The sequence below is a fragment of the Phenylobacterium sp. genome, assembly GCF_030679875.1.
In the GTDB taxonomy this organism is placed as follows: domain Bacteria; phylum Pseudomonadota; class Alphaproteobacteria; order Caulobacterales; family Caulobacteraceae; genus Phenylobacterium.
This window is the reverse complement of sequence record NZ_JAUXSP010000021.1, coordinates 197728-223921: the sequence shown is the minus strand read 5'-3', so window position 1 is coordinate 223921 and position 26194 is coordinate 197728. Positions and strand designations below refer to the sequence as shown.

Sequence of the window (26194 nt, the reverse complement as noted above, 5' to 3'; positions counted from 1 at the left end):
GCGCCGGACAAGGCCTTGCTCTTCAAGGACATGGCGACGGTGCCACGACTCAGGCGCCAGGCTCGGGGAGGCTTGATGTTCCGACTGGAAAACGCCCAGAGCCTGCTGGGCCTTGGCCTGATCCTGGTGGTCTGCTGGGCCCTGTCCGAGGATCGTTCCCGTTTCCCCTGGCGCCTGGCCCTGGGCGCCGTGGCCGTGCAGGTGATGCTGGTCCTGGGGCTGTTTGGGCTGCCGGGCGCCAGATCCGTGGTCCGGGCGATCAACGCCGGGGTCGATGGTCTGGCGGCGGCGACGGCCCAGGGAACCCAGTTCGTGTTCGGCTATATGGCCGGCGGGGCCCAGCCCTATCCGGTCACCGATCCGGGCGCCCTGTTTGTCTTCGCCTTCCAGGTGCTGCCGCTGATCCTGGTGATCTCGGCGCTTTCCGCCCTGCTTTGGCATTGGAAGGTCCTCAAATGGATCACTCAGGGCTTCGGCTTCATCTTCCAGAAGACCATGGGCCTGGGCGGCGCCTCGGCCCTGGCCGTAGCGGTCAACATCTTCCTCGGCATGATCGAGAGCCCGATCGTCATCCGCGCCTATCTCGACAAGCTGACCCGCTCTGAAGTGTTCCTGATGATTGTGGTGGGACTGGCGACCGTGGCCGGCTCGACTATGGTCGCCTACGCCACCATCCTGCGCGACGTGCTGCCCAATGCGGCGGCCCATGTACTGGTGGCGTCCATTGTCTCGGCGCCGGCCGGCGTGCTGCTGGCCCGGATCATGGTGCCTGAGAAAAAGGGGCAGGGGGGCTACTTCGCCGACTATGGCTCGCTGCTGAAATACGACTCCTCCATCGACGCCATCTCAAAGGGCACGATGGACGGCCTGACCGTGGCCCTGAACATCTCGGCCATCCTGATCGTCTTCGTCTCCTTCGTCGCCATCGGCAACGGACTGCTCACCATCTTTCCCGATGTGCTGGGGGCGCCGCTGACGATCGAGCGCGTCCTGGGCGTGGTCTTTTCGCCGCTGGCCTGGCTGATCGGGGTGCCCTGGTCCGAGGCGCCCCAGGCGGGCTATCTCCTGGGCGTCAAGCTGATGCTGACCGAATTCATCGCCTTCATCCAGCTGGGCGGCGTACCGGCCGAGGCCATGAGCGAGCGAACCCGCATGATCATGACCTATGCGCTCTGCGGCTTCGCCAATATCGGTTCGGTCGGGATCACCGTCACCGGCATGGGCGTGCTCATGCCCGAGCGGCGGGCCGAGATCATCGGCATGGTCTGGAAGGCGCTGCTGGCCGGCTTCCTGGCCACCTGCATGACCGCCGCCGTGGTCGGAGCCATGCCTCGGGAGCTGTTTGGCCTGTAGGCGCCTTGACCGCCCGGGCGTCACGGCGCCACCTCTGGCGCTAAAGTCGGAGGAACAAGCATGAAGATCTACGACACCCAGCGCGCGCCCAATCCGCGCCGCGTGCGCCTGTTCATGATCGAAAAGGGCATCGAGGACGTCGAGATCGTTCCGGTCAGCCTGCTGGAAGGCGCCCACAAGCAGCCCGATTATCTGGCCAAGGCGGGGCTGGCCAATGTGCCGATGCTGGAGATGGACGACGGGACCTGCATCACCGAATCCCTGGCCATCTGCCGCTACCTCGAGAGCGTCTATCCTGAGCCGAACCTGATGGGGCGTGATCCCAAGGAGACGGCGATCATCGAGATGTGGACGCGGCGGGCCGAGATGATGGTCGCCACGCCGCTGATGATGGCCGTGCGCCACACCCATCCGGCGCTGGGCGTGCTCGAGAAGCAGAACCCGGCCATCGGCGAGGCCAATGCCGAGAGTGGGACCCGGGCGCTGAAACTTTTCGACCGCCGCCTGGCTGAGAGCGCGTGGATCGCCACTGACCGGCTGACCATCGCCGACATCGTCGCCTTCGCCTCCATCGACTTCGCCCGCATGATCAAGTTCCGCCCGCCCGAGGAACTGACCCATGTAAACCGCTGGCTTGAGGCCATGCGCGCCCGTGACTCGGTAAAGACCGCCCTATGAAGCCTCTGTTGTTCGCGGGCCTGCTCCTGGCCCTTGCCGCGCCTGCGGCCGCTCAGGACGTGACGATTTCCCGGGCTGACGGGACGCAGGTGACGCTCAGCGCCGCCGCCCTGGCCGATCTTCCCCGCGCCCAGGTAAGCGTGCCCGACGACGCCGGACCGAGCCTCTATGAAGGCCCGCCGCTGGCCTATGTGATGCGCGCCGCCGGCCTGCCGGTGGGCATGCGCGCCCATGGTGAGCCGATGAAGGGCTACCTCGTGGTCCGCGGCGCCGATGGCTACGCCGCGGTGGTTTCCGCCGTCGAGGCCGACAAGGATCTGCACAGGGACGTGGCGATCCTGGCCGACACCCTTGACGGCCAGCCCCTGCCCGAGCGCGAAGGGCCGCGGCGCCTGGTGATCGCCGACGACATCAAGTCCTGGCGCAGCGTCCGCCGGGTGGTGGCGATGGACTACCGGATCGCCGAGTAGTCCTCAGACTCGCGGATAAAGGATGATCTGGGTGCAGCGGAAGGCGGCCATCAGCTTGCCGGTGGCGGCGTCCTCAACCCGGGCGTCCCAGACCTGGGTGGTGCGCCCGCCGTGCAGCAGGGTGGCGGTGCAGCGCACCTCGCCCTCGCGCAGGGTGCCGACGAAATTGCACTTCACCTCGGCGGTGGTGAAACCGTTGGCGCCCTCAGGCCAGGCGGTGGAGACGCCATAGGCGCAGAGGATGTCGGCGACGGTGAGCACCGAGCCAGCCAGCAGGAAGCCGGTATGGGCCACCAGGTCAGGCCGAACCTTGAAGGTCCCTACGACCTTGCCGTCACCAACCTCGACAATCTCAAGCCCCAGATGACCCGGCAGCTTGCCCAGATTGGCGTCGTTCAGGCGCTCGCGGCTGGTGGTGTTCGTGGTGGTGGCCATGGACAGACGCTAGAACCGAAACCGGTGATCGACCAGAGGGCGATTTTGTACAGGTCGCGCCCGGAACCTTTCCCCACTGCAGAGGTTAGGTTGGCATGTCATTGCTCATCCTGATCGTCATCGTTCTCGTGCTGCTGGGCCTGGCCCTTTATGCGGTGCGACTCCTGCCCATCCCGGCGCCCCTCAATGGGATCATTCAGGCGGTTCTGGTGGTCATCGCCCTGGTGGTGATCGCCCAGCGCGCCGGCCTCTTCTAGGCCGGCTTGATCAGCTCCAGCGAGCGGACGCGGGCCTCCAGGCTTGGCCCTGAGGCCATGACGAAGATCTCGTCCGCCCCGCTCGCCTGAGCCTTGGCTTCCAGCCTGCGGCGGACGTCTTCGGCGTCGCCGACGATGCTGCGGGCCTCAATGGCGGCGAGTTCCGGATGGCCCTGAAACTCGGCCAGATAGGCCTGCGCCTCGGGAATGACCGGGAAGCGGCGACGCTGGCCGGTCATGGTCGCCAGGGTCGAGGCCCTGCGCGGCGCGTCCAGCCGTATAGCCTCGGCTTGAGTGTCGGCGGCCAGGGCGATGGTGGCGATGGCCGCCAGCGGCGTATCCCGGAAGGCTGAGGGCGTGAAAGCCTGCCGATAGGCGGCCACCGCCGGACCGCCTTCGCTGCGGGCGATGAACTCGGCGAACACCATTCCAACCCCGGCCTGGCCCGCAAAGGCGGCGCTCTCAGTCGAGGAGCAGAGCATGAACAGGTCCGGATGGCTGGGACCCGTCGGGTGGGCGCGAATGCCCTTGGCCGGATGATCGGCGCCCAGGGGCTCCCTGCCGCTCGCATCCAGCAGCCAGGCGTTCAGCAGCGCGAAATAGTGCGGGAAGGCTTCTGAAGAGGCCGAGCGCAGGGCCGCGCCCGTGCGGCCATCGGCGCCGAGCGCCCGGCCGACGCCGAGATCGATCCGCCCCGGCGCCAGGGCCTCAAGCTCCATGAACACCTCGGCCACCTTCAGCGGCGAGTAGTTGACCAGCATCACCCCGCCAGAGCCCAGCCGGATGGTCGAGGTCGCCTGGGTCAGGGCCGCGATGAGGATTTCCGGGGCCGGGGAGGCGAGGCCCTCGATATTGTGGTGCTCCGCCAGCCAGAACCGGTCGTAGCCCAGGCGTTCAGCCGCCTTAGCCACCTCTATGGTTTCACGGACCGCCTGGGCCTGGGTGTTGGTCCCGCCGACGGGCGAGAGGTCGAGCACCGAAAGTCGCGTCACGCCGACGGCGACCGTAGCTCGCGAATCACCATCCGGACCCCATAGGCGGCGACCATGCCGGCGAAGATCAGCACGACGATGGAGACCGGCATGGCCGTCGGCTCGGCGGCGGTCATCCACTCGCCCGGGGCGACGCCCGTCAGGAAGAAGCCCAGTTCGACCACCTTGAACAGGGCCACCGGGCCGGCCATCAGGGCTAGCGTCACCCCCATGGCGATCTGGCCCAGATTGCGTTTGGCGGGTGGGTTCATGGGAATTCCTGACTGAGGGCGCGGGCCCTGAACATGGCGCTCCGCGACATGGGCGCAAGGCTTACTTGCGGGGGCCGCGCTTCTTGATGACGCCGGAGAAGCTCATGACGTTCTCGCCGCCCGTGGTGATGAGGCCGCGAACGAAGACCATGGAGCGGGCGGCCCGGACCACTTCGCCGGTGCATTCAACGAGGGCGCCCAGGGGCACGGCGCCGACGAACTCGCCGTTCAGGGTGGCGGTGACGCTGTGCTGGCCCTCCAGGGCCTCGCGGGCGATCACGAACAGGCAGTAGTCGGCGAAGGTCATGATGCAGCCGCCGTGCATGAAGCCGCCGCCATTCATGTGCTTCTGCTCGGCGCGGAAGGCGCACCGGGGCGTGCCGTCCGGATCATGGCGGAAATAGAAGGGCCCGGCGTGATCTTCGAAGGGGTCGGAGCCTTCCCAGGTGCGCCAGCCCGCCCATTCGCCCTGGGTGACCACTCCGTTGTTCGCCTCGCCGCCGCCGTCCATGCGCTCAACCTGCTCCTGAAAACCAACCTTGCGCTCCTTAGCCGCCACGCACCGCCGCGCGAAAGCCCTCATTTCCCCGCAGGTCCGGCCTGCGTCCGCCGGCCGCTCGCCCCTGGAGGGCGCCGAAGCGTTTGCTCGCCCGGTCCTCAGTCACTAGGTTCCGTGACCTCTGAACCGAACGATGCGAGGCGAGATCATGGAAGGCCGGACCGTATATCTCTGTGCAGGCCTGCGAAGCCCGATCGGCCGCTATGGTGGGGCGCTGGCCAAGGTGCGCGCCGATGACCTAGCCGCCCACCCCATCCGCGCCCTGATGGCGAGCCTGCCCAGCGTCGACTGGGAAGAGGTGGACGAGGTCATCTATGGCTGCGTCAACCAGGCCGGCGAGGACAACCGCAATGTCGCCCGCATGGCCCTGCTGCTGGCCGGCATGCCCAGCTCGGTGCCGGGCCTGACCGTCAACCGCCTCTGCGCCTCGGGTCTGGACGCGGTCATCGCCGCCGCCCGCATGATCGCCGTGGGTGAGGCCGAACTGGTCGTGGCCGGTGGGGTCGAGAGCATGACACGCTCCCCCTTCGTGATGGGCAAGGCAGACTCGGCCTTTTCCCGCTCGGCGGAGATCTTCGACACCACCATCGGCTGGCGGTTCGTAAATCCGCAGATGCAGAAGGACTACGGCGTCGATTCCATGCCGGAGACGGCCGAGAATGTCGCCGCCGACTATCAGATTTCCCGCGCCGACCAGGACGCCTTCGCCGCCCGCAGCCAGCAGCGCTACGGGGCCGGTGAGGCCCGCGGCTATTTCGAAGGCGAGATCGCCCCGATCACCCTGAAGGATCGCAAGGGTGAGACCGTGGTCGCCAAGGACGAGCATCCCCGCCCCGACACCACGCTGGCCGCGCTCCAGGGCCTGAAGCCCATCGTCCGGCCCGATGGCACGGTCACCGCCGGCAATGCGTCCGGGGTCAATGACGGCGCTGCGGCCCTGCTGCTGGCCTCCGCCGAGATGGTCCAGAAGCTCGGCCTCGAGCCGCTGGCCCGGATCGAGGGCGGCGCGTCCGGCGGCGTGCCGCCGCGGGTCATGGGCTATGGTCCTGTGCCGGCGGTGGAGAAGCTCTGCGGTCGCCTGGGGCTCACGCCCAGGGACTTTGACGTGGTCGAGCTGAACGAGGCCTTCGCCGCCCAGGCCCTGGCCTGCACGAGGGCCTGGGGCCTGGCCGACGACGCCGAGCATGTGAACCCCCACGGCGGCGCCATCGCTATCGGCCATCCCCTCGGCGCTTCGGGGGCCCGGATCGCGCTCACGGCGGCGCGGGCGATGAACGAGCGGGGCGGGTCCCGTGCGCTCGCCACCATGTGCGTCGGCGTTGGCCAGGGCTCGGCGCTTGCGCTGGCCAAGGCCTGAACCCCTCCAGGAAGGATAGAGCAATCATGGCCCTCGACGCCGAAACCCGCGACCAGCTGATCGACACCGTCCGCCGCTTCGTGACTGAGCGGCTGCGCCCCCTGGAAGCCCAGGTCTCCGAAACCGACACCATGCCTGACGACGTGGTGGCCGAAATGAAGGAGCTGGGCCTGTTTGGCCTCTCCATCCCGGCCGAATACGGCGGTCTTGACCTATCCATGGAGGAGGAGTGCCTGGTGGCCGTGGAATTGGGGCGCACCAGTCCGGCCTTCCGCTCGGCCTTTGGCACCAATGTCGGTATCGGCAGCCAGGGCCTGGTGATGTTCGGCACCGACGAGCAGAAGACGCGCTACCTGCCTGGCATCGCCTCAGGGGACATCATCACCTCGTTCGCTCTTACCGAGCCGGAGGCGGGCTCGGACTCGGCCTCGGTCCAGACAAGGGCGACCAAGGACGGCGACGCCTATGTCCTGAACGGGTCGAAGCGCTACATCACCAACGCCAACAAGGCCCACCTGTTTACGGTCATGGCCCGCACCGACCCCTCCAAGCCGGGCGGCGGCGGGGTCTCGGCCTTCCTGGTCCCTCGCGACCTGCCGGGCCTGTCGGTGGGCAAGCCCGAGAAGAAGATGGGCCAGCAGGGTGCTCATATCTGTGACGTCACCTTCGACAATGTCCGTGTGCCGGCCGAGAACCGCCTGGGCGCCGAGGGCGAGGGCTTCAAGGTGGCCATGCAGGTCCTGGACCGGGGTCGGCTGCACATCTCGGCGGTCTGCGTCGGCGTCGCCGAGCGGCTGATCACCGACTGCGTCGCCTATGCCAGCGAGCGCAAGCAGTTCGGCCAGGCCATCAGCCAGTTCCAGCTGGTCCAGGGCATGATCGCCGACTGCAAGACCGAGACCCTGGCGGCCAAGGCCCTGACCATGGAGACCGCCCGCAAGCGCGATGCGGGCCAGGGGGTGACCATGGAGGCCGCGGCCGCCAAGTACTTCGCTTCCGAGATGGTCGGCCGCGTGGCCGACAAGGCGGTGCAGATCTTCGGTGGCGCCGGATACGTCGCCGATTACGGGATCGAGCGGTTCTACCGCGACGTGCGCATCTTCCGCATCTATGAGGGCACGAGTCAGATCCAGCAGGTGGTCATCGCCCGCGAAACCCTGAAGCGTGGCGGTTGATGTCCGATCCTATTGAAACGGCGATCTTTGAACTTCTGACGCCCCTGGCGCCGGGCAAGTCCATCTCTGCGGAAGAGGCGGCCCGCGCCGCTGATCCCGAGGGCTGGCATCGGTGGCTGTCGCGGGTGCGCACGGTCTCGGTGGGGCTGGCCCGCGAAGGCCGGCTGGTGATCACCCGGCACGGCAAGCCGGCCGACCCCAACCAGTTCAAGGGCGTCTATCGCCTGCGGCTGCCCCTGGAGGGCGAGATCCTGCCGGGCGTCCTGGCGGCGCCTGAGTCAACGACCGACTAGGCCTCAACGGGCTGTGGCCAAGGCCGCCAGCCGCGCCTGCTGGGCGTGGACAGGGTTGGTCGGCGCGCCCGACAGCTGAAAGCGAGCGACGGACTCCGCGAGGGATGCGGCGTGCTGGTCCAGGGTGCGGGTGGCCGCATTGGCTTCCTCGACCATGGCCGCATTCTGCTGGGTGACCTTGTCCATGTCGGTGATGGCGGTGTTCACCTGGGCGAGGCCCACTGACTGCTCCTGGGCCGAGGCCGCAATGGCCGAGATCACGTCGGAAATCTCCGCGACCTTGCTGACGATGCCGTTCAGCGCCTCGCCGGTCTGACCCACCAGGTGGACGCCGCTCTGGACCTGCTGGCCGGACGCCTCAATCAGCCCCTTGATCTGCTTGGCGGCGTCCGCCGAGCGCTGGGCCAGCGCCCGGACTTCTGAAGCGACCACGGCGAACCCGCGGCCCGATTCTCCAGCCCGTGCGGCCTCTACGCCGGCATTGAGGGCCAGCAGGCTGGTCTGAAAGGCGATCTCGTCGATCACCACGATGATCTTGCTGATTTCCTGGGCCGAGGCGGCGATCTGTCCCATGGCGTCGACCGCCTGGCCGACCACCTGACCACTACGCTCGGCCTCGGTGCGGGCCGAGGCCATGGCGCCATTGGCTTGGCGTGCGCCTGAGGCGGTGCGGCCGACGGTGACCGTGATTTCATCCAGGGCCGCGGCGGTCTGCTGCAGGCTGGCGGCCTGACGCTCGGTCCGGTGGGACAGGTCATCCACCGCCGTGGAAATTTCCCGGGATCCGGCGCGAATCTCGCCGGTGGCCGTGGCGATGGCGCCGAACGCGCCTTCCAGTTGGCCGACGGCGGCGTTGAAGTCCGCCTTCAGGGCCTCATAGTCGGGGGCGACGACGGCGTCGATCCGGGCTCCCAGATCGCCGCGGGCCAGACGCGACAGGGCCCGCGCCATGGCCTCGACCAGGGCCTTCTGATCCTCGGTGGCGCGGGCGAAGGCGGTTTCCGCGGCCGCCAGGCGGCGGTCCAGCTCGCCGCGGGCGGCCTGGGCCTCGACTTCCAGACGGGCCCGAGCCTCGGCGTTCTCGCGAAAGACCACGACGCTGGCGGCCATCTGACCGATTTCGTCCCCACGCTCAGCGCCGGGGATCGCCTCGACCATGTCCCCGTCGGCGAGACGGCGCATGACCGCGCTCATGCGGGACAGGGCGGTGATCACCAGGCCTTCGAAATACAAGGCCCCCAACACCACACCGACCACGGTGGCGAGCCCGATCCCAACACTGATGGTGGTCGCCATGCCGAGGATCTGCTCGGCTTCAGCCCCGCCGCCGGCTTGGGCCACCATGCGCAGAAGGGTGATGTTCAATCCCGCCAGGGCCAGCATCGCGGCCATACCTACGCCCCAGGAAAGGCGCATGCGGCCCTTGATCGTCTTCAGCATCGCGTCGTCACTCACTCAGATCGTGGCGCAGGCGTCGAACTCGCGCCGGGCGGTAGGCGCAATCCTGGCCCAGGAGCCTGGACACGCGGTTAACGGGAGTTGAATAGAGCCCGCCAGCTGTGGTCAGGTTGTCGCACCCTCAGGTCGCGCCACGTGGCGCCGAGGGCCTGGCGTCCCTACATGGCCGCCATGCCGCCGACCCTGGGCCTCCAGACGCTTCTCAAGGATATCGCCGCCTGCCGAGCCTGCGCCGGGGACCTCGTGCCCGAGCCGCGGCCGGTGGTGCGCGTGCGCCCGGGGACCCGGCTGCTGATCTGCGGCCAGGCGCCGGGCCGGCTGGTGCATGAGAGCGGTCTGCCGTTCAACGATCCCTCTGGCGTTCGCCTGCGCAGCTGGATGGGGGTAGACCGGGACACCTTCTACGATCACCCGGCGATCGGCGTCGCGGCCATGGCCTTCTGCTTCCCCGGGACCAATCCCAAGGGCGGGGACTTTCCGCCGCCGGCCCGGTGCGCCCAGCTCTGGCGGCCACAGTTGCTGGCGCAGTTGCCAAAGGTGGAGCTGACCCTACTGGTGGGATCATACGCCCAGGCCTGGGCCCTGGGGACGGCGCGCAAGGCCACGATGTCGCAGACCGTCGCCGCCTGGACTGACTATGGGCCGGGCATCCTGCCCCTGCCGCATCCCTCCTGGCGCAATACCGCCTGGCTGAAGCGCAATCCCTGGTTCGAAGCCGAGGTCACGCCCTATCTTCGCCAGAGGGTGGGGGACATCTTGCGCGCATGACTCGTCTGACCGCCCTCCTGTTCGCCCTGATGCTCGGAGCCTGCACGCCGCTCATGACCCAGACCGCTGGTCAGCCGCCGCTCGGCTTCGAAGGCCCGCGCCTGGCTGGGGACCGCTTCGTCAGCTTCGATGGGGCGCGGCTGGGGCTGACGAGCTGGGAGGCGCAGGACGGCGCGCCCAAAGCCGTGGTGGTGGGTGTTCACGGCATGAACGACTACGCCAACGCCTTTCACCTCGCCGCACCCTATTGGGCCGAGCGTGGGGTGAGCACCTATGCCTATGACCAGCGCGGCTTTGGCCGGTCTCCCAATCGTGGAGTCTGGCCCGACGATGAGGTGTTGCAGGAAGATCTGCGGACCCTGGTCGCCCTGGTTCGCGCCCGCCATCCCCACGCCTTGGTGGTGGTGGCCGGCGAGAGCATGGGCGGCGCCGTGGCCATCCGCGCCTTCGCCTCGGAACGGCCGCCGGCGGCTCACCGGCTGGTGCTGATGGCGCCGGCGGTGTGGGGCTGGTCGACCCAGCCTCTGCCCTACAAGACCGCGCTCTGGTTCGCCGCCCACGTCACTGGCCCCAAGGTCTATACCCCGCCCAGCTGGGTCACAGATCGCGTCCAGCCCACGGACAACATGGCCGAGCTCCGGGCCATGGGAGCTGATCCCATGATGATCTGGGGCGCGCGGTCCGACACCCTCTATGGGCTGGTGGACCTGATGGAGAACGCCTGGCGCGATATCGCCCGGCTGCAGGTTCCGGTGCTCTATCTCTACGGCCGGAACGACGAGATCATTCCTGAGCGCCCGGCGCTGCAGGCGGCCGCGAGGCTCAAGCCGACCGATCGTTCCGCCTATTATGCCGATGGGTGGCACCTGCTGACCCGCGACCTGCAGGGGCAGGCGGTGATGGGCGATATCCTGGCCTATATCGAGGACCCGGAGGGCGCTCTGCCCTCCGGCGCGCCGCCGATCCCCACGGCGCCGGGCGGCGACGACTGGACGCCGGCGCCCGAGCATGCGACGGCGGGCTTGTGACGGCGCAGCCTCCGGGCTAGAGCCGGCGAAATTGGTATCAAACGCAACGATCCCGTGAGCGCATGACCCTGTTCGACTCCCCCGACTTCGATGGCCACGAGGCCGTTCACGCCTTTTCGGACGAAGCCACGGGGCTGCGCTGCATCATCGCCGTCCACTCCACGGCCAGAGGCCCGGCGGCCGGCGGTTGCCGCATGTGGCCGTTCCCGAGCTCGGCCGACGCCCTGCAGGACGCGCTCCGCCTGTCGCGGGCCATGTCCTACAAGAACGCCATGGCCGACCTGGACCTGGGAGGCGGCAAGGCGGTGATCATCGGCGACTCCCGCACCCAGAAGTCGCCGGCCCTGTTCGAGGCCTTTGGACGGGCGGTCGAGGCCGTGGGCGGCGCCTATTGGACCGCCGAGGATGTCGGGGTCTCGCCGACCGACCTGATGCACGCCCGCCGGCATACCCGCTTCGTGGCGGGCCTCGAAGGCCACGCGGCCGCCTCGGGCGATCCGAGCCCGGTCACCGCCGAGGGTGTCTTTAGGGGGATCAGCCTGTGCGTGCGCCGGGTGCTGGACCGCGATCTGTCCGGGGTCACCGTCGCCATCCAGGGGGTTGGTCATGTGGGCGCCTATCTGGCGGCGAAGCTGAGCGCGGCCGGGGCGCGGCTGGTGATCACCGACGTCAATCGCGAGGCCCTGGCCCAGGTGGCCGCCCAGACCGGCGCAATGATCGTGGCGCCCGACGAGATCTTCGATGTCGAGGCCGACGTCTTCGCTCCCTGCGCCCTGGGCGGCGCGATCAGCGCCGAGACCCTGCCGCGCCTGCGCGCCCGGATCATCGCCGGCGGCGCCAACAATCAGCTGGCCGATCCGGCCATTGGCCAGACCTTGTTTGACCTCGGCCTGCTCTATGCCCCGGACTATGTGATCAACGGCGGCGGCATCATCAATGTGGCCGGCGAAATCCGCGCCCTGGACGCAGGCCAGGCCTTCGATCCCAACTGGGTCGAGGCCAAGCTGTCGCGCCTGATGCTCACCCTGGAGGAGGTGCTCGACCGCTCCATCGCCGAGCGCCGCCCGACCCACGAGGTCGCAGGCGAGATGGCCCGCGAGCGGATCGCCCAGGGCGCTGGCGCCCGAGCCTGACGGCTGTGGGACAGGCTGGGCCTCAGAGAGAGGCCAACCTGTCCTTTCGTGGCTCGCGCACCATGAACAGCAGCAGCAGAAGACCCGCCACCAGGAAGGCGATCGAGGTGCCGAACACACTCTCATAGCCGAGGGTGGCGGCCATCAGACCGCCCGCCAGCGGACCCGCCGAGGCCATGACGCCTGAGGCGGTGGACGACAGGGCGATCCGCATGGGCATGTCGTCCCGGTTCCCGAACTCCAGGATCATGGTCTGTGCGCTCATCATGTAGCCAGACTGCGAGGCTCCAAGGCCACAGAAGGCCAGGAAGATGGCCCACACCTCGTGGACATTCATCAGGAGCACTGTCGAAGCGATCCAGATCACCAGGGAGCTGATCAGGACCACGCGGAACCCGGTTCTGTCCCCCAGATATCCCCAGACGAGGTTGGCCACGGTGTCGGCCCCCAGGAAGGCCAGGGTGAGCAGGCCTATATTGGCCCCGGTCAGCTCGATCGTGGTGGAGACATAGAGGATGTAGAACGGCGTCGCCATGCGACCGGTGATCGCCAGCATCTGCACGATCAGGAAGAACATGTAACCACGGTCCTGGGAGACCAGGCGCGGGAAGTCCTTGAGCCGCTCGAAGAACGGCGTCTGGGCCCGGGTGGTGGGGGGTTCGGGCTCGATCATCAGGGCCTGAAGGGCCCAGAGGCCCGCCGTGGTCAGGATGGTGGCGAACAGGAAGGTGGTGGCGTAGCCGTTCCCCAACATGTTGCCTTCGATGAAGTACTTGCCGGCCACCCAGGCGAGGGCGGCGGCGATCACCCCGCCGGTGGCGTTGCGCCAGGCCTGTAGCCGGCCCCGTCGACTGATGGGGATCACCTTGGCCATGAGCAGGGAGAAGACGACCCCCTGGGTGCCCATGAACAGGCCGAACATGAACATGAAGGACAGGATCGCCACCACCAGGGGCTGACCCGACAGGAACCAGCCGGCGAGCGCCATGCCGAGGATCTGAACCCGTGCGAGCCCCCCCATCCAGACCGCCGCGGGCATGACCCGTTTGCGGTGTTCGATCTGGGTGGCGCCAAAGATCGGAGACAGCATGCCCCCCACCTGCTGGAGGGCCAGACCCAGGCCGACGATGAAGCTGGAGCCGGAAATCAGGTAGAGGTAGGCGGGCAGGAAGGTGGGCGCGTTGACCAACCGGAAGCCGGTCATGCCCAGCATGCCGTGCAGATAGTGGGCGATATAGTTGCGCTTCAGATTGGCCCAGACGAACTTTTCGTACTCGATTTCGCGCTCGGCGAGGCTTCTGCCGTCTTCGTCAGGATGGATCACGACCACCTCTTCGGCGGCCGACGGTTCCTCAGTTGTCTTTTCCAATAGCGTCCCAGCCGCGCGGGGGTCGCAAAGGGTCGCGCGGCGGCTCCCCAAAATTATGATCTGCTAAAACAATGACTCCGTCCTATCAGAGTCCGCCGCCCTGAAAAGCCGATTTCTCGCCCGCGCCAAAACTGGGCGCCAAGGTCGCAAGCTGGGCCTCAGGCGGCGCTGGCCAGGGTGACGTCCACCTTGACCACCATGCGGCTCAGCCCCGGATCTCCCAGGATTGATCCGCTGATCGGCGCGGCCTCGGCCGGGGTGCGGCTGACCGCCACCGGGATCAGATCGGCGGCCTCGGCCAGGCCGTTGGTGGGGTCGAAATCCATCCAGCCAAAAGCCGGCAGGAAGACTTCGCACCAGGCATGGGTGGCGCCGGCGCCGCGCACGCTCTCCAGCCCCGGCGAATAGAGATAGCCACTGACGAACCGGGCGGCGAAACCCACGCGACGGAGCGTCTCAACCATCAGCCAGGCGAAGTCGCGACAGGTGCCCCGGCCCAGGGTCACGGTCTCGTGCGGAACCTGTGTGCCCTCTTCCTGCCGGGCCTCATAGTCGAACTGCTTGTGGATGGCGCTGTTGAGCCGCAGCACATAGTCGATGGCCGGCTCGCCGACGGCCGGCGCAAGGCCGTGAAGCCAGCGCAGCAGATGCCCCTCCGGATCCAGGGTGGCGGGCTCGATATAGGGGCCAAGCACCGCCCGGTCGGAAGGCGGGTAGACGATGGGCGTTGCGGTGTGCGGGTCGTCCACTTCCTGGGGCTCAAGCGGGGCGGGGAAGCGCTCGATCTCCAGCTCGCTGAGGACGAAGAACTCATCGGCCTCTTCGCTCAGGGTCAGCTGGCACACACAGTTGCCATAGGCGTCATAGCGCCAGCGGGTCTCGCCCCGAGGGGAGAAGGTCAGGGCGCCCTTCACCACCCGCAGGGCATGGCCCCCCCGGGGCCGCACCAACAGTTCGTGCGGGCCAAAGGCCACAGGGCGTTCATAGGCGTAGCGGGTTTCGTGGCGGATGATCAGGCGGGACATGTGGCGCTGCTAACCCGTCCTGGCGGCTAAGGTTCCGCTCACGCGGCTCCAGGCGGCGGCCCGATCTCCCCCGGGCCCTCTAAGGCGCCGCCGGCAGAATCGCCAACAAGGCGCGGGTGAAGCCGGCCGGGGCGACGGTCAGGTGGTCCTCGTCGGACAGGACGGTCGATCGCACGCTCAGGCTCGGATACTCGCGGGACTTCAGGACCTGCTCCATCGCCCGCATGTCGCCGACCATGTCGTATCGGGAGGCGTGCCGCGGGGTGGAGCCCGACGTCTCGAAGGCGCCGATATACATGAAGACCTCGGCCGGCAGATCGGTATGGGTCCGAGCATAGTCGGCCTCCATCGCCGTGATATGGCGCTGGCCAAACCAGAAGGACGGACTGCCCAGCACGTAAGACCGGAACAACGTCGGGTCGGTGAACAGGATCTGGGCGCCCAGCAGGCCCCCATAGGAGTGGCCCATCAGCACCCGGGCGTCCGGATCGGCCCGGAACCGGTCTTCGATGAAGGGCAGAACCTCATCCTTCAGATAGGCCTGATAGGCCGCCCCGCCGCCATGGGCCAGGGCGCAGCGGCTCTCAGGACGACAGGGAATGGGGGTGTAGTCGCGGCTGCGGGAGGCCGCTCCACCTTCGCCCTTTGCGTAGGACAGGCCCACCAGGATGAAGTCCTCGAGCACCGGGCCATCCAGATTCACCCGTCGGGCGATCTGGCGGAGGATGGGAAAGGCGTAGTCGGCGTCGGTGACATAGAGGACGGGGTAGCGTCGCTGCGGCTCGGCCTCGTAGCTGGCCGGCAGGCTGACAAAGACCTCATAGTCTCGGCCAGACACCGGGTCGGGCACGGTCCAGACCTGGGTGCCCTTCAGGACGTAGGGGGCGCCTTCGGGGAATCCAGCCCCGGCGCTTGCGTCAGTGGCTGGCGGCGCCTGGGTGTTGGTCCTCTGATCGCAGGCCGTGACGAGGAGCGCCGTCGCCAGGATAAAGGCCAAGCCGAAAGATCTCATCGTCCACCCCCGAAGCTCCACCAAGGGTGGCTAGAGCGCGAATGTGGCGAAACTCGGATGGCCACGGCCAGGCATGGTGAGCCAAGGCAAGGGCGTCATCGCCCTATGCTGCAGCCCCCACCGCCACGCTGGCCAACAGGGCGGCGAGTTCGGCCTGGCGGGTGCAGCCGGTCTTTTCCAGCACCCGGCGGAGCTGGTTGCGGACGGTGTTGATCGAGACCTCGCCCGTCTGCGCCAGATCTTCCAAAGTCTTGCCAGCCGCGATGCCCTGGGCCACCCGGGCCTCGGCGGGGGTGAGGTCGAAGAGTGAGCGCATGAGGTCCAGCGACGGCGTGCGCTCGCTGCTCACCGGAGTCATCAGCAGGAGGGCGAAGCTCTGGCCAAAAATGTCGTGGGCTGATCGTTTGATTGGGATCAGGTGGAGCACCATCGTCGCCTTGCCCAGTTCATCGCGCAGGGGGAAGGTGCTGCTGCCGGCGCCGGGGGCGGCGTGGAGCGACTTGAGCCCCGCGTTGAGCATCTCCTGGGCGGTCTTGTCGGAGAGGCTGACGCGGCTCCCCGCCCCGAACCGGACCTGGTCGGCCAGGGTCTCGGCCCAGGAATTGGCCTCGATCACCACCCCGGTCTCACTGAGCAACAGGGCGGGCAGCCGAAGCGCGCTGAGGGCGTCGGTCGCCCCCTGGGCGCGTTGCAGGCCAAGCCGGGCGCTGACCAGGGCGCTGCGGGCCAGGTGGGGGCGCAGTTGGTTCAGCGTCGCCACCTCGTCAGCCTCGAACGGCCCGCGCTCAAGGGTTCGCTCGACGCTGAAGATGATGGAATCGCCGGTGGGCACCTGCAGGCCGGTGCCGGCTGACCAGCCGAGGCCCCGGGGGCGGAAGAAGTCCCGGTAGATCGGGTCGTGCTCGATCTGGTCCTCGCTCCAGAAGTCCTGCTCGACGAAAAAGGAAGGCTGAGCCTGGCTCATCAGGCAAGGGCGGCGCGGACAGCGCAGGAACCAGCCATCATTGACGTAGTCCTCGAACACGTCGCGGATCGAACCAGATGCTGTCCAGCACAGCGCCTTGCGCGCCGAAAACAGCAACCCGCCCCGGGACTCGGTCATCTCCGCGAGATCGTCGAGCACGGCGGGCCAGAGCTCCGGCACGACGGAACACTCATAGATTCTGTCGACGAGATCACTGTTCATCTAAAGGCCGGTCAGCTGGCGGAACGCCAATATGGCCCGATCCCCGCCAGGGCTCGCAAGAGTTTTATCTCCTGACCTGCGGCTGCGCTTGCAGAACAAAGAAGGAACTTTAGAATAGCGCCATGGCCGTTCTCGATCTGAAGCAGAAGCTCTCCATCCTCGCCGATGCGGCCAAGTATGACGCCTCCTGCGCCTCGTCCGGGGCAGGAAAACGGGACTCCCGGGACGGTAAGGGCGTGGGCTCCACAGAGGGCATGGGCATCTGCCACGCCTATACGCCGGACGGTCGGTGCGTCAGCCTGCTGAAAATCCTGCTGACCAACTACTGCATCTATGACTGCGCCTATTGCGTGAACCGGGTGTCGTCCAACACGCCCCGGGCGCGGTTCGCCGTCCAGGAAGTGGTCGACCTGACGCTCGGCTTCTACAAGCGCAACTATATCGAGGGGCTGTTCCTCTCCTCGGGCATCATCCGCAACAGCGACTATACGATGGAGGCCATGGTCGCGGTCGCCAAAGCCTTGCGCACCGTCCACGACTTCCGCGGCTACATCCATCTGAAGCTGATCCCCGAGGCCTCTGTGGAGCTGACCCATCAGGCGGCCCTCTATGCGGATCGCGTTTCGATCAATGTGGAGCTGCCGCGGGAGGAGAGTCTGGCCGCCTTCGCGCCGGAGAAGAGCGCCAGCGTGATCCGGAAGGCCATGGGCGCGGTGCGCCTGGGCATCGAGGCGGGCAAGGCGCCGGCCCGCAAGACCCGGCCGCCAAAGTACGCGCCCGCCGGCCAGTCGACCCAGATGATCATCGGCGCCGACGGCGCCAGCGACGGGGAGATCCTGGCGCGCTCGAACACCCTCTATGGGAACTACGGCCTGCGCAGGGTCTATTATTCGGCCTTCAGCCCGATCCCGGACGTGGCCAAGTCTCTGCCGGCGCAGCGTCCGCCCCTGATGCGCGAACACCGCCTCTATCAGGCTGACTGGCTGATGCGGTTCTACGGCTTCGAGACCCACGAGATCATCGGGCCCGGCGAAGACCTCGACCTGGCCATCGACCCGAAGCTCGCCTGGGCCCTGCGCAACCGGGCCGATTTTCCGGTGGACGTGAACACGGCGCCTCGCGAGACCTTGCTGCGCGTCCCGGGCCTGGGAACTCGCAGTGTGGACCGGATGATCGCCGCCCGGAAGCTGACCCGGCTGACCCTGGCCGATGTGAAGCGGCTGGCCCGCAACCTCGAGAAGCTCAAGCCCTTCGTGATCGCCAGCGACTGGAGTCCCGGCGCCCTCGCCGACCGGGCCGATCTGCGCGACCGCTTCACCCCGCCGCCCCAGCAGCTGAGCCTGTTCTGATGCGCGTCGTGCGACTGGCCTCGGAGACCGACTTCGACGGTTGGCGGAGCGCCGCCCGGTTGCTCCGCGCCGAAGGAGCCCAGCCGGCGCAGGTCCTGTGGACCGTCGATGGCGGTCAGGCGAGCCTGTTTCCCACAGAGGCTGCCAAGACCAGGGTGGTGGGGGCGGAGGGCTTCAAGGTCAGCCGCACCTTTGTGGACCTGGCCAGTCGCGTGGCGCTGCATCGCTCGCCGGAACGGTTTGACCTGCTCTACCGGCTGCTCTGGCGGCTGGAGGCGACGCCGCGCCTGCTCGAGATCGCCAGCGATCCCGACGTGTCTCTGGCGCTCGACATGCAGAGCCAGGTGAACCGGGCGGCCCACAAGATGAAGGCCTTTGTCCGGTTCCGAGAGGTGGAGACGGCCGGCGCTGGCGAGGCTTTCGTGGCCTGGTTCGAGCCAGCCCACCGGGTGACGGAGGCCACCGCCCCCTTCTTCACCCGCAGGTTTTCCAACATGGCGTTCTCGATCCTGACCCCGGACGTCTGCGCCCATTGGGATACCCGGGCGCTGAGCTTCACCCCTGGCGCCGATCCAGCCGACGCCCCGGCCGGCGATGATCTGGAAGCCTATTGGCGGACCTACTACGCCTCGACCTTCAATCCGGCGCGACTGCGGACCGCGACCATGGTGCGCGAGATGCCCAAGCGCTACTGGCGCAACCTGCCGGAGGCCGCGCTCATTCCAGAGATGACCCGAGCCGCTGGAGACCGGACCACGCAGATGGTCGAGAAGGCCCCATCCGAGCCCGCCCGCCGCATCGTCCGGGCGGCCCAGCGCGCCTCCCGTGACGCGCCCTTCGATGGCGCCGCGCCCACAAGTCTGGACGCGGTGGCCGCCGGCGTCGACGCCTGCCGCCGCTGCCCGCTCTGGCGTGACGCGACTCAAGGGGTGGCGGGGGAGGGGCCGCTCGGCGCGCGGCTGATGATCGTCGGCGAACAGCCCGGCGACCAGGAGGACCTGGCCGGCCGTCCCTTTGTCGGCCCGGCGGGACAGGTGCTTGACCAGGCCCTGGCGGCGGCTGGGGCGCCCCGGCGAGAGGTCTATGTCACCAATGCAGTGAAGCACTTCAAGCATGAGCCGCGCGGCAAGCGGCGAATCCACAAGACCCCTGACGCGCCGGAGATCGAGGCCTGCCGCTGGTGGCTGGACGCCGAACGGCGGCTGGTTCGCCCCCGGGTGATCGTCGCCCTGGGCGCCACGGCGGCGCGCAGCGTCCTCGGTAAGTCTGCGCCCATCGGCAAGCTCCGGGGCCAGGCTCTGCAACTTGAGGATCAGGCCCAGGCCGTGGTCACCTGGCATCCCGCCTATCTGCTCAGGGTTCCGGATGCGGCGGCCAAGGCGCGGGCCGAAGCACAGTTCATCGAGGATCTGAAGCTCGCCTGGTCCCTGGCGGGGTAGGCGAGCTAGACCTTTTCCAGGGCGCGGAAGACCGCGGGCGACTCGATCACGATGGCGTCTTCGGGCCTGACTTCACCGCCGGTCAGCACAATCCCCATGACGCCGGCCTTGCGCACCAGCCGGCCGGCATCGTCGCGGCCGAGGCAGGCGGCCATCAGACCTGGGCGGAACGCGTCGAGCTGGATGCAGGGGTTGCGCAGGCCGGTGATCTCGACCACGGCCGCCTGACCAAGATGGAGCCGCGTCCCCGCAGACAGGCCGATCAGATCGATCCCCCGGGTGGTCAGGTTCTCGCCCAGGTCGCCGGGGCCGAGATCAAAGCCGGCGCTGTTCAACTCGTCGTGCAGTTCGCCAGCCATCAGGTGGATCTGACGCAGGTTGGCTTGTGTCGGATCGCGGGCGACGCGGGAGCGATGCTGCACGGTGGTTCCGGCATGGCCATCACCTTCCACGCCGAGGCCGGCGATCAGCAGGATGGCGGGCTGCAAGGTCTTGGAAAAGCTGTGTCCCGGCCGGCTCGCCACATGGGTGACGCGCGGCAGGGCCGCCGTCACGCCAGGAACCCGGCTTCGGCGAAGTCCAGCATACGGGCCAGCAGGCCGTCGGCATCCTGTTCCCGGGTCAAGCCATCGGACAGGTGATGCAGGCGATCAAATTCGGCGAAGCGGTTGTTGTGCACCATGCCCAGGCAGAAATGCAGCCGCCAGTAGGCGTCTTCGAGGGCCAGCTCCGGGCGGGCGGCGATCAGGGCGTCAGCGAACCGGCGCAGGTGGGAGACGTCGTTTTGCAGGACGTCACGCATCTGGGCGGTGCCCTCGCTGCGGGCGCGGATGATGAACTGGACGGAGATCCGCCGGTCGCCGGCCGGGTCGGCCCATTTCAGCGGCGGGGCGAACAGGGCCTCAAGAATGTCGCGCACGGGCGGCTTGCCCCCGTGGCGGTCATTGGCCTCGTGCAGCATGCGGGCGCGCTCGCGATTCAGCTCGGCGGTGCGCCGGCGGAATATCTCGAACAGCAGGCCGTCCTTGGAGCCGAAGTGATAGTTCACAGACGCCAGGTTCACACCTGCTTCGGCGGTGATGTCGCGCACCGAGACGTTCTGGAAACCGTGCAGGGCGAACAGGCGCTCGGCCGCGCAGAAGACCGCCGCCTTGGTGGCGGCTTCCTGCATATCCCCCTGGGGCGGGGGCGGCGGCGTTACGGGCTCTGTCATGCGATTCTCAAACGTCCGTCCTTGAAGCCTATCAGCCGTAGACGGACGGCGCCGCAGGGAATGAACCCTTTAGCGCGCCAGCTCGCGCATGGCCTTGTCCAGGCCTTCCAGGGTCAGCGGATACATCCGGTCGTTCACCAGCTGCTTCATCACCTCAACCGAGGGCGTGTGGGCCCAATGGCGTTCAGCGGTGGGATTCAGCCAGATCATGTGCTCATAGATCTGCGCCACCCGATCGACCCAGACGGCGCCGGCTTCTTCGTTCCAGTGCTCCACCGAGCCGCCCGGATAGGTGATCTCATAGGGGCTCATGGTGGCGTCGCCGACGAAGATCACCTTGTAGTCGCCAGAGTACTTGTGGATCACATCCCAGGTGTTGAGCTTCTCGGCGTGCCGACGCCGGTTGTCCTTCCATACGGTCTCATAGAGACAGTTGTGGAAATAGTAGAACTCCATGTTCTTGAACTCTGAGCGCGCTGCAGAGAACAGCTCCTCACAGATCTTGATGTGGCTATCCATCGAGCCGCCGACATCAAAGAAGATGAGCACGCTCACCTTGTTGCGGCGCTCGGGCCGCATATGGATGTCGAGATAGCCCTTTTCCGCGGTGCCGCGGATGGTGCCGGACATGTCCAGCTCTTCGGTCGCGCCCTCGCGCACCCATTTGCGCAGGCGACGCAGGGCGACCTTGATGTTGCGGGTGCCGAGTTCGACGGAGTCGTCGAGGTTCTTGTACTCGCGCTTGTCCCAGACCTTGATCGCCTTGCCGTGGCGGCCCTTGTCCTGGCCGATGCGGATGCCTTCGGGATGATAGCCGTTGGCGCCGAAGGGCGAGGTGCCCCCGGTCCCGATCATCTTGTTGCCGCCCTCGTGGCGCTCCTTCTGCTCCTTCATGCGCTCGGCGAGCGCTTCCATGAGCTTGTCGAAGCCGCCCATGGCCTCGATCTGCGCCTTCTCCTCTTCGGTGAGGAATTTCTCGCTGATCTTCTCCAGCCACTCGGCGGGGATGTCGGCCGTGCCGACACCGTCCACCTTTTCCAGCCCCTTGAAGACGTGACCGAACACCTGGTCGAACCGGTCGATGTTCTTCTCGTCCTTCACGAGGGCGGCCCGCGACAGGTAGTAGAAATCCTCGACCGTGCGGTCGATGACCATCTTGTCGAGCCCCTCCATCAGCATGAGGTACTCTTTCAAGGACACCGGGACCTTGGCTTGGCGAAGCTCGGTGAAAAATTGCATGAACATGGGCAGGCCTTCCCAAACCGCGGGACGAACAGACGTTTGACTGCAGAGGATGGGGCGGCGAGGCCCCGATGTCCAGCGTCAGGACGGCGGAAAGCCGCAGGCGCGCCATGCGCCCTGCTTGCCTGACCCTAGGCCTCCATCGCCCGAAGCTTGCGCCAGACCGTCATGCGGGAGACGCCCAGGCGGCGCGCGATCTCCACCGGTCCAACGCCGGCCTGCTGCAGGGCGCGGATGTCCTCGGTGGCCGGGGCGCTGCGGCGCTTGCGCCCGGCCCAGGCCGGTTCCACCGCGGCCACGGCTTTCAGGGCCGCCCGCAGGGCCCGGCCGCCTTCGCCATCGGTGGTCAGGTCGGGTTCGACCACGAACAGGCTGGCGTTGCGCGCCTCCAGCCGGTCGATCACCCGCAGCACATTGCGGGTGGAGTGGCCGAGCTGATCCAGCCGGGTGACCACCAGTTGGTCCCCCTCGCCGATGAAGTCGAGAATGGAATAGAGGACCGCGGTCTCATCCCCGCCAGGGGCGGCGGGCTCCTCGGCGCGAACCACGTGGCAGCCCAGCTGTTTCAGGACTGCGGTATCCTCGGACGACCGGGCGTCACGCAGGCGAACATAGCCAATTCTCAGCATCCAACCGACGCCCTTCCGCGCAGAAATGACCGGGCCTAAATGCCCAGAACCCAGGGCCCGCGTCAAAGCGGCTGGCGTTAAATCTCAGCAATAATCCACCAATGCGGCGCGATTGACGCCACGAAGAGGGCATATGGCGAGCATTTGTGACAGGAAGCGTAGAAAATCTATCCCGGGCGCCGAAAAATGAACTCCCGATCGACGCTGGCGCCTACAGCGAAGCCATACTCCCCCACCGGGGCGAACCCGTACCGCCGGTAGAACCGCTGCGCCCCATGGTTGTCGGACCAGACCCCGAGCCACAAATCCTTCGGTCCATCACGCTCCAGCCAGGCCAGGACCGTCTCGAAGAGAAGCGCCCCCAGACCCAGCCCCTGAGCGGCCTGGCTGAGATAGAGACGCTTCACCTCCAACGACGTCGGGCCGACCTCCGGGTGGGGCAGGTCACAGGGCCCGGCCAGGGCGTGGCCCAAGGCGACGCCGTCCTTTTCCACAAGCCAGAAGGCCCGGTCAGGGTCGTCCAGGGCGTGACGCAGATAGTCCAGCCCGTAGGCGCTGCTCAAAAAGGTCGCGAGGTCCTGCGGCGGGTAGAGGTGGCCGAAGGTCTCGGTGAAGGTGGCGCGTCCCAGCGCCGCCAGGGTTTCAAGGTCGCCGGCGATCGCGCGGCGGATGATGACGTCCTGCATTCCCAAGGCTCAGTCGTCCGCTAGAATGGGCTGATGATCGGCCTCTACACCCATGAGGATATGCTCGACCACCGCCCGGGGGCCACCCATCCGGAGCGGCCCGAGCGTCTGGCCGCTGTCATTGACGCCCTGGAGGCCGAGGACGCCCTGGACTTTGAGCCCCGCGACGCCCCCCTGGCTGAGATCGCCGACCTGCGGCTTGTTCATGACGCAGACTATGTCGCGCGCATCTTCGCCGCCGCCCCCAGGGCCGGGGTGACCCGCCTGGACGAGGACACCGTGATGTCCCCCGGCACCTTGCTCGCCGCCCGGCGGGCCGCCGGCGCCGTGGCCGCCGCTGTGCGCGACGTGGCCGCGGGCCAGTTCCAGCGGGCCTTCTGCGCGGTGCGGCCGCCGGGCCATCATGCCGAACCTGGCGCGGCCATGGGTTTCTGTATCTTTTCGAACGTGGCCATCGGCGCCCGCGTCGCCCAGGCCGCGGGGCTGGAGCGGGTGGCGGTGGTGGACTTCGACGTCCATCATGGCAACGGCACCCAGGCGGCTCTGGCTGGTCAGCCGAACCTGATGTTCGCCTCTGTGCAGCAGTGGCCGCAGTGGCCCGGCACGGGCCATCCGGACGATGCGGTGGCCGACAATGTGGTCAACGCCATATCTCCTGCGGGCGGCGGCGTTGAGGGCTGGCGCCAGGCCTTCTCCAGCCTGATGACCCATGTGGCCGATTTCCGTCCCGATCTGATCCTCATCTCGGCGGGCTTTGACGCCCATCGGTTGGATCCGCTCGGGGGCGGTCCCGGCGGGCAGCAGTTGGGCGCGGCTGACTATGGCTGGGCCACCGAGCAGATCGTGGCTGTGGCGAGGTCGAGCGCGCGCGGCCGGGTTGTGTCAGCGCTCGAGGGCGGATACGACCTTGAGGCTCTGGGCCGGTCGGCGGTGGCGCACGTCCTGGCCCTGCAACAGGGGTGAGGGGTGCGCGAGGTCTGGCTGGCGCGAACCCTAGGATGACATGGCCGATTCTCTGACCGTCGATTCTGCCACGCCTCCAGCCCCTGGGGCTGAGCGCCTGGGCGCCATAATTCTCGCCCGTCATGGAGAGCCGGCGCTGAGTCGTCGGGTCTGGCTCAACGCCAAGGGCTACCGGGATTTCTGGGCTCAATATGAGGTCCTGGGGCTGCTGCCTGGCCAGACCCCGCCCGACACCCTGAGCGACTTCGCCGCCCGCGCCGGGGTGGTCTTCTCCTCCACGCGACAGAGGTCAATTGAGACGGCGATCGCCGTGACCCGCGGCCGCGACTTCGCCAGCATGCCCCTGTTCGTCGAGGCGCCCCTGCCGCCGCCGAATCTGCCCGATTTTATCCGGATGCGGCCGTCCTACTGGGGCTTCCTGGCGCGGGTCTGCTGGTGGTTCTTCGACCATCATGAGGGCGAGGAGACGCGCCGGCAGGCCGAGGAACGCGCCTCTGCGGCCGCTGCGCGCCTGATCGAGGAGGCGAGCCAGGGACACGACGTGGTGGTGCTGGCCCACGGCTTTTTCAACTTCATGGTTGGGCGAGCCTTGCGGCGCCGCGGTTGGCGGGTCGCTGACAGCCAAGGGTACAAATACTGGTCGATGCGGCGCTTCGAGCGCCCGTAGGCTCCCGTTCGCCGGTTGGCCCGTTGCGGCGGCCGTTCCTGGTCTCTAGGTTGGCGGCTCCCCCGAGGAGCGAAATGGCTGACACCGACGACATCAAAGCCCTGACCTTCGAACAGGCGCTCGCCGAGCTGGAGGCCATCGTGGCCAAGCTGGAATCCGGCCAGGCGGCCCTGGACGACTCCATCCGCCTCTATGAGCGCGGCGCCCAGCTGAAGGCTCACTGCGAATCCCGGCTTGAGGCGGCGCGCCTGCGGGTTGAGAAGATCGTCGGCGGCGCCCAGGGGACTCCCACGGCCGAACCGGCCGAGTTCAGCTGATGACCTCTGAGGTCGAGCGTCGCGTGGCCGAGGCCGCAGACCTGGTCACGGTCGCCCTCGACGAACTGCTGCCCCGCGCCGATGGTCCAGAAGCTCGTCTGACCGAGGCCATGCGCTATGCCGCCCTCGGCCCCGGCAAGCGGATGCGCCCCTATTTCGTCATCGAGACCGGTCGGATGTTCGAGGTGGAGGAGCGCCCGCTGCTGCGGGCGGCCTGCGCCCTGGAGTGCATCCACGCCTACAGCCTGATCCACGACGACCTGCCCAGCATGGACGACGACGACCTGCGGCATGGGCGGCCCACGGTGCACAAGGCCTATGATGAGGCCACCGCCATCCTGGCGGGCGACGCCCTCCAGGCCTCGGCCTTTGAGATCCTGGCCCATCCCGACACCCATCCTGACCCGGCGGTGCGCGCCGAGATGGTCCTGAGGCTGGCGGCCGCGGCGGGCGCCCGGGGGATGTGCGGCGGGCAGATGATTGACCTTCTCGGGGTCCGAGACGACCTCGGCGCGGTGGCCCGTATGCAGCGGATGAAGACCGGCGCCCTGATCGCCTGCGCCTTTGAGCTTCCCCTGGTCATGGCCCATTCCGGCGAGGCCAGGCGGCCGGCGCTCATGGCCTTCGCCCAGGATCTTGGCCTGGCCTACCAGATCGTCGACGATCTACTGGACGCCGAGGGCGACCCCGATCTCATGGGGAAGCGAGCGGGAAAAGACGCGGCGCGGGGCAAGGCCAACTACGTGACCCTGCTGGGGGCGGGCGCTGCGCGGGATCGTCTGAACCTGCTGATTGAGCAGACCAAGTCGCACCTCGACGGCTTCGGTCCCCCGGCTGATTTCCTGCGGGCCAGCGTCGATTTCGTGTTACAGCGCCGCAACTAGCCGCAG

The 26194-nt window shown here is 67.7% G+C and carries 30 protein-coding genes; 16 read left to right on the top strand and 14 right to left on the bottom strand.

The genetic code is table 11. From position 1 onward, the window contains the following. Nucleotides 1-75: 75 nt before the first annotated feature. Genes Q8K84_RS14530 through Q8K84_RS14520 form a run of 3 tightly spaced genes read left to right on the top strand, consistent with a single transcriptional unit; the run spans nt 76 to nt 2501 of the window. Nucleotides 76-1353 carry a NupC/NupG family nucleoside CNT transporter gene (locus Q8K84_RS14530; RefSeq protein WP_305283421.1) on the top strand — a complete coding sequence of 426 codons (1278 nt, stop codon included), beginning with the start codon at nt 76-78 and terminating at the stop codon, nt 1351-1353. Between the two features lie 60 nt (nt 1354-1413). Continuing rightward, nucleotides 1414-2031, top strand: a complete 618-nt coding sequence (locus Q8K84_RS14525; protein WP_305283420.1) for a glutathione S-transferase family protein — start codon at nt 1414-1416, stop codon at nt 2029-2031. Continuing rightward, a complete protein-coding gene (locus tag Q8K84_RS14520; protein WP_305283419.1) occupies nt 2028-2501 on the top strand; it encodes a molybdopterin-dependent oxidoreductase in 474 nt (157 codons plus the stop codon). Before Q8K84_RS14525 ends, Q8K84_RS14520 begins: the two co-directional genes overlap by 4 nt. A gap of 3 nt (nt 2502-2504) precedes the next feature. On the opposite strand, the gene Q8K84_RS14515 is transcribed toward Q8K84_RS14520, so the two are convergent. Further along, entirely contained in the window at nt 2505-2936 is a 432-nt protein-coding gene (locus Q8K84_RS14515) for a PaaI family thioesterase (protein ID WP_305283418.1), read from the bottom strand. A gap of 95 nt (nt 2937-3031) precedes the next feature. Between Q8K84_RS14515 and Q8K84_RS14510 the strand changes: the two genes are divergently transcribed. Beyond that, nucleotides 3032-3193 carry a hypothetical protein gene (locus Q8K84_RS14510; RefSeq protein WP_304753808.1) on the top strand — a complete coding sequence of 54 codons (162 nt, stop codon included), beginning with the start codon at nt 3032-3034 and terminating at the stop codon, nt 3191-3193. Here Q8K84_RS14510 and Q8K84_RS14505 read toward each other — a convergent pair. From Q8K84_RS14505 to Q8K84_RS14495, 3 genes are all read right to left on the bottom strand, one after another. Next, a complete protein-coding gene (locus Q8K84_RS14505; RefSeq protein ID WP_305283417.1) occupies nt 3190-4185 on the bottom strand; it encodes an MsnO8 family LLM class oxidoreductase in 996 nt (331 codons plus the stop codon). The genes Q8K84_RS14510 and Q8K84_RS14505 overlap by 4 nt on opposite strands. Beyond that, nucleotides 4182-4436 carry a hypothetical protein gene (locus tag Q8K84_RS14500; protein WP_305283416.1) on the bottom strand — a complete coding sequence of 85 codons (255 nt, stop codon included), beginning with the start codon at nt 4434-4436 and terminating at the stop codon, nt 4182-4184. Before Q8K84_RS14500 ends, Q8K84_RS14505 begins: the two co-directional genes overlap by 4 nt. A gap of 61 nt (nt 4437-4497) precedes the next feature. Further along, the gene (locus Q8K84_RS14495; RefSeq protein WP_305283414.1) at nt 4498-4947 is read right to left on the bottom strand and encodes a PaaI family thioesterase; all 450 of its coding nucleotides are present in this window, start codon (nt 4945-4947) and stop codon (nt 4498-4500) included. Nucleotides 4948-5143: 196 nt separating this feature from the next. Here Q8K84_RS14495 and pcaF point away from each other — a divergent pair, with 196 nt between their 5' ends. Genes pcaF through Q8K84_RS14480 form a run of 3 tightly spaced genes read left to right on the top strand, consistent with a single transcriptional unit; the run spans nt 5144 to nt 7820 of the window. After that, nucleotides 5144-6352 (top strand): 3-oxoadipyl-CoA thiolase, encoded by a 1209-nt coding sequence (gene pcaF / locus Q8K84_RS14490; RefSeq protein WP_305283413.1) that lies wholly within the window; start codon nt 5144-5146, stop codon nt 6350-6352. Nucleotides 6353-6378: 26 nt separating this feature from the next. Beyond that, nucleotides 6379-7527 (top strand): acyl-CoA dehydrogenase family protein, encoded by a 1149-nt coding sequence (locus tag Q8K84_RS14485; RefSeq protein WP_305283412.1) that lies wholly within the window; start codon nt 6379-6381, stop codon nt 7525-7527. Continuing rightward, nucleotides 7527-7820: a DUF3253 domain-containing protein gene (locus Q8K84_RS14480; RefSeq protein WP_305283411.1), complete on the top strand. Its 294-nt coding sequence runs from the start codon at nt 7527-7529 to the stop codon at nt 7818-7820. Before Q8K84_RS14485 ends, Q8K84_RS14480 begins: the two co-directional genes overlap by 1 nt. A gap of 3 nt (nt 7821-7823) precedes the next feature. On the opposite strand, the gene Q8K84_RS14475 is transcribed toward Q8K84_RS14480, so the two are convergent. Further along, the gene (locus Q8K84_RS14475; RefSeq protein WP_305283410.1) at nt 7824-9275 is read right to left on the bottom strand and encodes a methyl-accepting chemotaxis protein; all 1452 of its coding nucleotides are present in this window, start codon (nt 9273-9275) and stop codon (nt 7824-7826) included. Nucleotides 9276-9440: 165 nt separating this feature from the next. Here Q8K84_RS14475 and Q8K84_RS14470 point away from each other — a divergent pair, with 165 nt between their 5' ends. From Q8K84_RS14470 to Q8K84_RS14460, 3 genes are all read left to right on the top strand, one after another. Then, nucleotides 9441-10046: a uracil-DNA glycosylase family protein gene (locus Q8K84_RS14470; RefSeq protein ID WP_370867873.1), complete on the top strand. Its 606-nt coding sequence runs from the start codon at nt 9441-9443 to the stop codon at nt 10044-10046. Then, complete coding sequence (locus Q8K84_RS14465; RefSeq protein ID WP_305283409.1) at nt 10043-11074, top strand: alpha/beta hydrolase; 1032 nt, start codon at nt 10043-10045, stop codon at nt 11072-11074. The genes Q8K84_RS14470 and Q8K84_RS14465 overlap by 4 nt, the downstream gene beginning before the upstream one ends. Nucleotides 11075-11136: 62 nt before the next feature. Further along, nucleotides 11137-12207 carry a Glu/Leu/Phe/Val dehydrogenase gene (locus Q8K84_RS14460; protein ID WP_305283408.1) on the top strand — a complete coding sequence of 357 codons (1071 nt, stop codon included), beginning with the start codon at nt 11137-11139 and terminating at the stop codon, nt 12205-12207. Nucleotides 12208-12229: 22 nt separating this feature from the next. Here Q8K84_RS14460 and Q8K84_RS14455 read toward each other — a convergent pair whose 3' ends face one another. The 4 genes from Q8K84_RS14455 to Q8K84_RS14440 form a co-directional block, all read right to left on the bottom strand. Next, complete coding sequence (locus Q8K84_RS14455; RefSeq protein WP_305283407.1) at nt 12230-13531, bottom strand: MFS transporter; 1302 nt, start codon at nt 13529-13531, stop codon at nt 12230-12232. 203 nt (nt 13532-13734) lie between these two features. Then, nucleotides 13735-14601: a transglutaminase family protein gene (locus tag Q8K84_RS14450; RefSeq protein WP_305283406.1), complete on the bottom strand. Its 867-nt coding sequence runs from the start codon at nt 14599-14601 to the stop codon at nt 13735-13737. 79 nt (nt 14602-14680) lie between these two features. Beyond that, complete coding sequence (locus Q8K84_RS14445) at nt 14681-15598, bottom strand: alpha/beta hydrolase (protein WP_305283405.1); 918 nt, start codon at nt 15596-15598, stop codon at nt 14681-14683. Nucleotides 15599-15716: 118 nt separating this feature from the next. Beyond that, a complete protein-coding gene (locus Q8K84_RS14440; protein ID WP_305283404.1) occupies nt 15717-16799 on the bottom strand; it encodes a helix-turn-helix transcriptional regulator in 1083 nt (360 codons plus the stop codon). 122 nt (nt 16800-16921) lie between these two features. On the opposite strand from Q8K84_RS14440, the gene Q8K84_RS14435 reads away from it, so the two are divergent. Together Q8K84_RS14435 and Q8K84_RS14430 are read left to right on the top strand one after the other, a co-directional pair. Beyond that, complete coding sequence (locus Q8K84_RS14435) at nt 16922-18148, top strand: putative DNA modification/repair radical SAM protein (RefSeq protein WP_305283403.1); 1227 nt, start codon at nt 16922-16924, stop codon at nt 18146-18148. Beyond that, entirely contained in the window at nt 18148-19587 is a 1440-nt protein-coding gene (locus Q8K84_RS14430) for a UdgX family uracil-DNA binding protein (RefSeq protein ID WP_305283402.1), read from the top strand. Before Q8K84_RS14435 ends, Q8K84_RS14430 begins: the two co-directional genes overlap by 1 nt. Before the next feature lie 5 nt (nt 19588-19592). Here Q8K84_RS14430 and Q8K84_RS14425 read toward each other — a convergent pair whose 3' ends face one another. The 5 genes from Q8K84_RS14425 to Q8K84_RS14405 all read right to left on the bottom strand — a co-directional run bounded on the left by Q8K84_RS14425 (nt 19593) and on the right by Q8K84_RS14405 (nt 23357). After that, on the bottom strand, nt 19593-20141 hold the full coding sequence (locus Q8K84_RS14425) for an MOSC domain-containing protein (protein WP_305283401.1): 549 nt from the start codon (nt 20139-20141) through the stop codon (nt 19593-19595). Beyond that, on the bottom strand, nt 20138-20800 hold the full coding sequence (locus Q8K84_RS14420) for a TetR/AcrR family transcriptional regulator (protein ID WP_305283400.1): 663 nt from the start codon (nt 20798-20800) through the stop codon (nt 20138-20140). The genes Q8K84_RS14425 and Q8K84_RS14420 overlap by 4 nt, the downstream gene beginning before the upstream one ends. A 69-nt stretch (nt 20801-20869) precedes the next feature. Next, nucleotides 20870-22045, bottom strand: a complete 1176-nt coding sequence (locus Q8K84_RS14415) for a VWA domain-containing protein (protein ID WP_305283399.1) — start codon at nt 22043-22045, stop codon at nt 20870-20872. Between the two features lie 128 nt (nt 22046-22173). Next, nucleotides 22174-22671: a recombinase family protein gene (locus Q8K84_RS14410; protein WP_305283398.1), complete on the bottom strand. Its 498-nt coding sequence runs from the start codon at nt 22669-22671 to the stop codon at nt 22174-22176. A 167-nt stretch (nt 22672-22838) separates the two neighbouring features. Then, nucleotides 22839-23357 carry a GNAT family N-acetyltransferase gene (locus Q8K84_RS14405; RefSeq protein WP_305283397.1) on the bottom strand — a complete coding sequence of 173 codons (519 nt, stop codon included), beginning with the start codon at nt 23355-23357 and terminating at the stop codon, nt 22839-22841. Nucleotides 23358-23390: 33 nt separating this feature from the next. Between Q8K84_RS14405 and Q8K84_RS14400 the strand changes: the two genes are divergently transcribed. From Q8K84_RS14400 to Q8K84_RS14385, 4 genes are all read left to right on the top strand, one after another. Then, the gene (locus Q8K84_RS14400; protein WP_370867872.1) at nt 23391-24320 is read left to right on the top strand and encodes a histone deacetylase family protein; all 930 of its coding nucleotides are present in this window, start codon (nt 23391-23393) and stop codon (nt 24318-24320) included. 40 nt (nt 24321-24360) lie between these two features. Continuing rightward, a complete protein-coding gene (locus tag Q8K84_RS14395) occupies nt 24361-24987 on the top strand; it encodes a histidine phosphatase family protein (RefSeq protein WP_305283396.1) in 627 nt (208 codons plus the stop codon). 74 nt (nt 24988-25061) lie between these two features. Next, the gene (locus tag Q8K84_RS14390; protein WP_305283395.1) at nt 25062-25304 is read left to right on the top strand and encodes an exodeoxyribonuclease VII small subunit; all 243 of its coding nucleotides are present in this window, start codon (nt 25062-25064) and stop codon (nt 25302-25304) included. Continuing rightward, entirely contained in the window at nt 25304-26188 is an 885-nt protein-coding gene (locus Q8K84_RS14385) for a polyprenyl synthetase family protein (protein WP_305283394.1), read from the top strand. The genes Q8K84_RS14390 and Q8K84_RS14385 overlap by 1 nt, the downstream gene beginning before the upstream one ends. The last annotated feature ends 6 nt before the right edge of the window (nt 26189-26194 follow it).

Bases quoted from the DNA above. Each gene is read 5' to 3' on its own strand.
- Q8K84_RS14530 (WP_305283421.1), top strand. From the start codon at position 76: ATGTTCCGACTGGAAAACGCCCAGAGCCTGCTGGGCCTTGGCCTGATC.
- Q8K84_RS14525 (WP_305283420.1), top strand. From the start codon at position 1,414: ATGAAGATCTACGACACCCAGCGCGCGCCCAATCCGCGCCGCGTGCGC.
- Q8K84_RS14520 (WP_305283419.1), top strand. From the start codon at position 2,028: ATGAAGCCTCTGTTGTTCGCGGGCCTGCTCCTGGCCCTTGCCGCGCCT.
- Q8K84_RS14515 (WP_305283418.1), bottom strand. From the start codon at position 2,936: ATGGCCACCACCACGAACACCACCAGCCGCGAGCGCCTGAACGACGCC.
- Q8K84_RS14510 (WP_304753808.1), top strand. From the start codon at position 3,032: ATGTCATTGCTCATCCTGATCGTCATCGTTCTCGTGCTGCTGGGCCTG.
- Q8K84_RS14500 (WP_305283416.1), bottom strand. From the start codon at position 4,436: ATGAACCCACCCGCCAAACGCAATCTGGGCCAGATCGCCATGGGGGTG.
- Q8K84_RS14495 (WP_305283414.1), bottom strand. From the start codon at position 4,947: ATGGACGGCGGCGGCGAGGCGAACAACGGAGTGGTCACCCAGGGCGAA.
- pcaF (WP_305283413.1), top strand. From the start codon at position 5,144: ATGGAAGGCCGGACCGTATATCTCTGTGCAGGCCTGCGAAGCCCGATC.
- Q8K84_RS14485 (WP_305283412.1), top strand. From the start codon at position 6,379: ATGGCCCTCGACGCCGAAACCCGCGACCAGCTGATCGACACCGTCCGC.
- Q8K84_RS14480 (WP_305283411.1), top strand. From the start codon at position 7,527: ATGTCCGATCCTATTGAAACGGCGATCTTTGAACTTCTGACGCCCCTG.
- Q8K84_RS14470 (WP_370867873.1), top strand. From the start codon at position 9,441: ATGGCCGCCATGCCGCCGACCCTGGGCCTCCAGACGCTTCTCAAGGAT.
- Q8K84_RS14465 (WP_305283409.1), top strand. From the start codon at position 10,043: ATGACTCGTCTGACCGCCCTCCTGTTCGCCCTGATGCTCGGAGCCTGC.
- Q8K84_RS14460 (WP_305283408.1), top strand. From the start codon at position 11,137: ATGACCCTGTTCGACTCCCCCGACTTCGATGGCCACGAGGCCGTTCAC.
- Q8K84_RS14450 (WP_305283406.1), bottom strand. From the start codon at position 14,601: ATGTCCCGCCTGATCATCCGCCACGAAACCCGCTACGCCTATGAACGC.
- Q8K84_RS14440 (WP_305283404.1), bottom strand. From the start codon at position 16,799: ATGAACAGTGATCTCGTCGACAGAATCTATGAGTGTTCCGTCGTGCCG.
- Q8K84_RS14435 (WP_305283403.1), top strand. From the start codon at position 16,922: ATGGCCGTTCTCGATCTGAAGCAGAAGCTCTCCATCCTCGCCGATGCG.
- Q8K84_RS14430 (WP_305283402.1), top strand. From the start codon at position 18,148: ATGCGCGTCGTGCGACTGGCCTCGGAGACCGACTTCGACGGTTGGCGG.
- Q8K84_RS14420 (WP_305283400.1), bottom strand. From the start codon at position 20,800: ATGACAGAGCCCGTAACGCCGCCGCCCCCGCCCCAGGGGGATATGCAG.
- Q8K84_RS14415 (WP_305283399.1), bottom strand. From the start codon at position 22,045: ATGTTCATGCAATTTTTCACCGAGCTTCGCCAAGCCAAGGTCCCGGTG.
- Q8K84_RS14410 (WP_305283398.1), bottom strand. From the start codon at position 22,671: ATGCTGAGAATTGGCTATGTTCGCCTGCGTGACGCCCGGTCGTCCGAG.
- Q8K84_RS14405 (WP_305283397.1), bottom strand. From the start codon at position 23,357: ATGCAGGACGTCATCATCCGCCGCGCGATCGCCGGCGACCTTGAAACC.
- Q8K84_RS14400 (WP_370867872.1), top strand. From the start codon at position 23,391: ATGATCGGCCTCTACACCCATGAGGATATGCTCGACCACCGCCCGGGG.
- Q8K84_RS14395 (WP_305283396.1), top strand. From the start codon at position 24,361: ATGGCCGATTCTCTGACCGTCGATTCTGCCACGCCTCCAGCCCCTGGG.
- Q8K84_RS14390 (WP_305283395.1), top strand. From the start codon at position 25,062: ATGGCTGACACCGACGACATCAAAGCCCTGACCTTCGAACAGGCGCTC.
- Q8K84_RS14385 (WP_305283394.1), top strand. From the start codon at position 25,304: ATGACCTCTGAGGTCGAGCGTCGCGTGGCCGAGGCCGCAGACCTGGTC.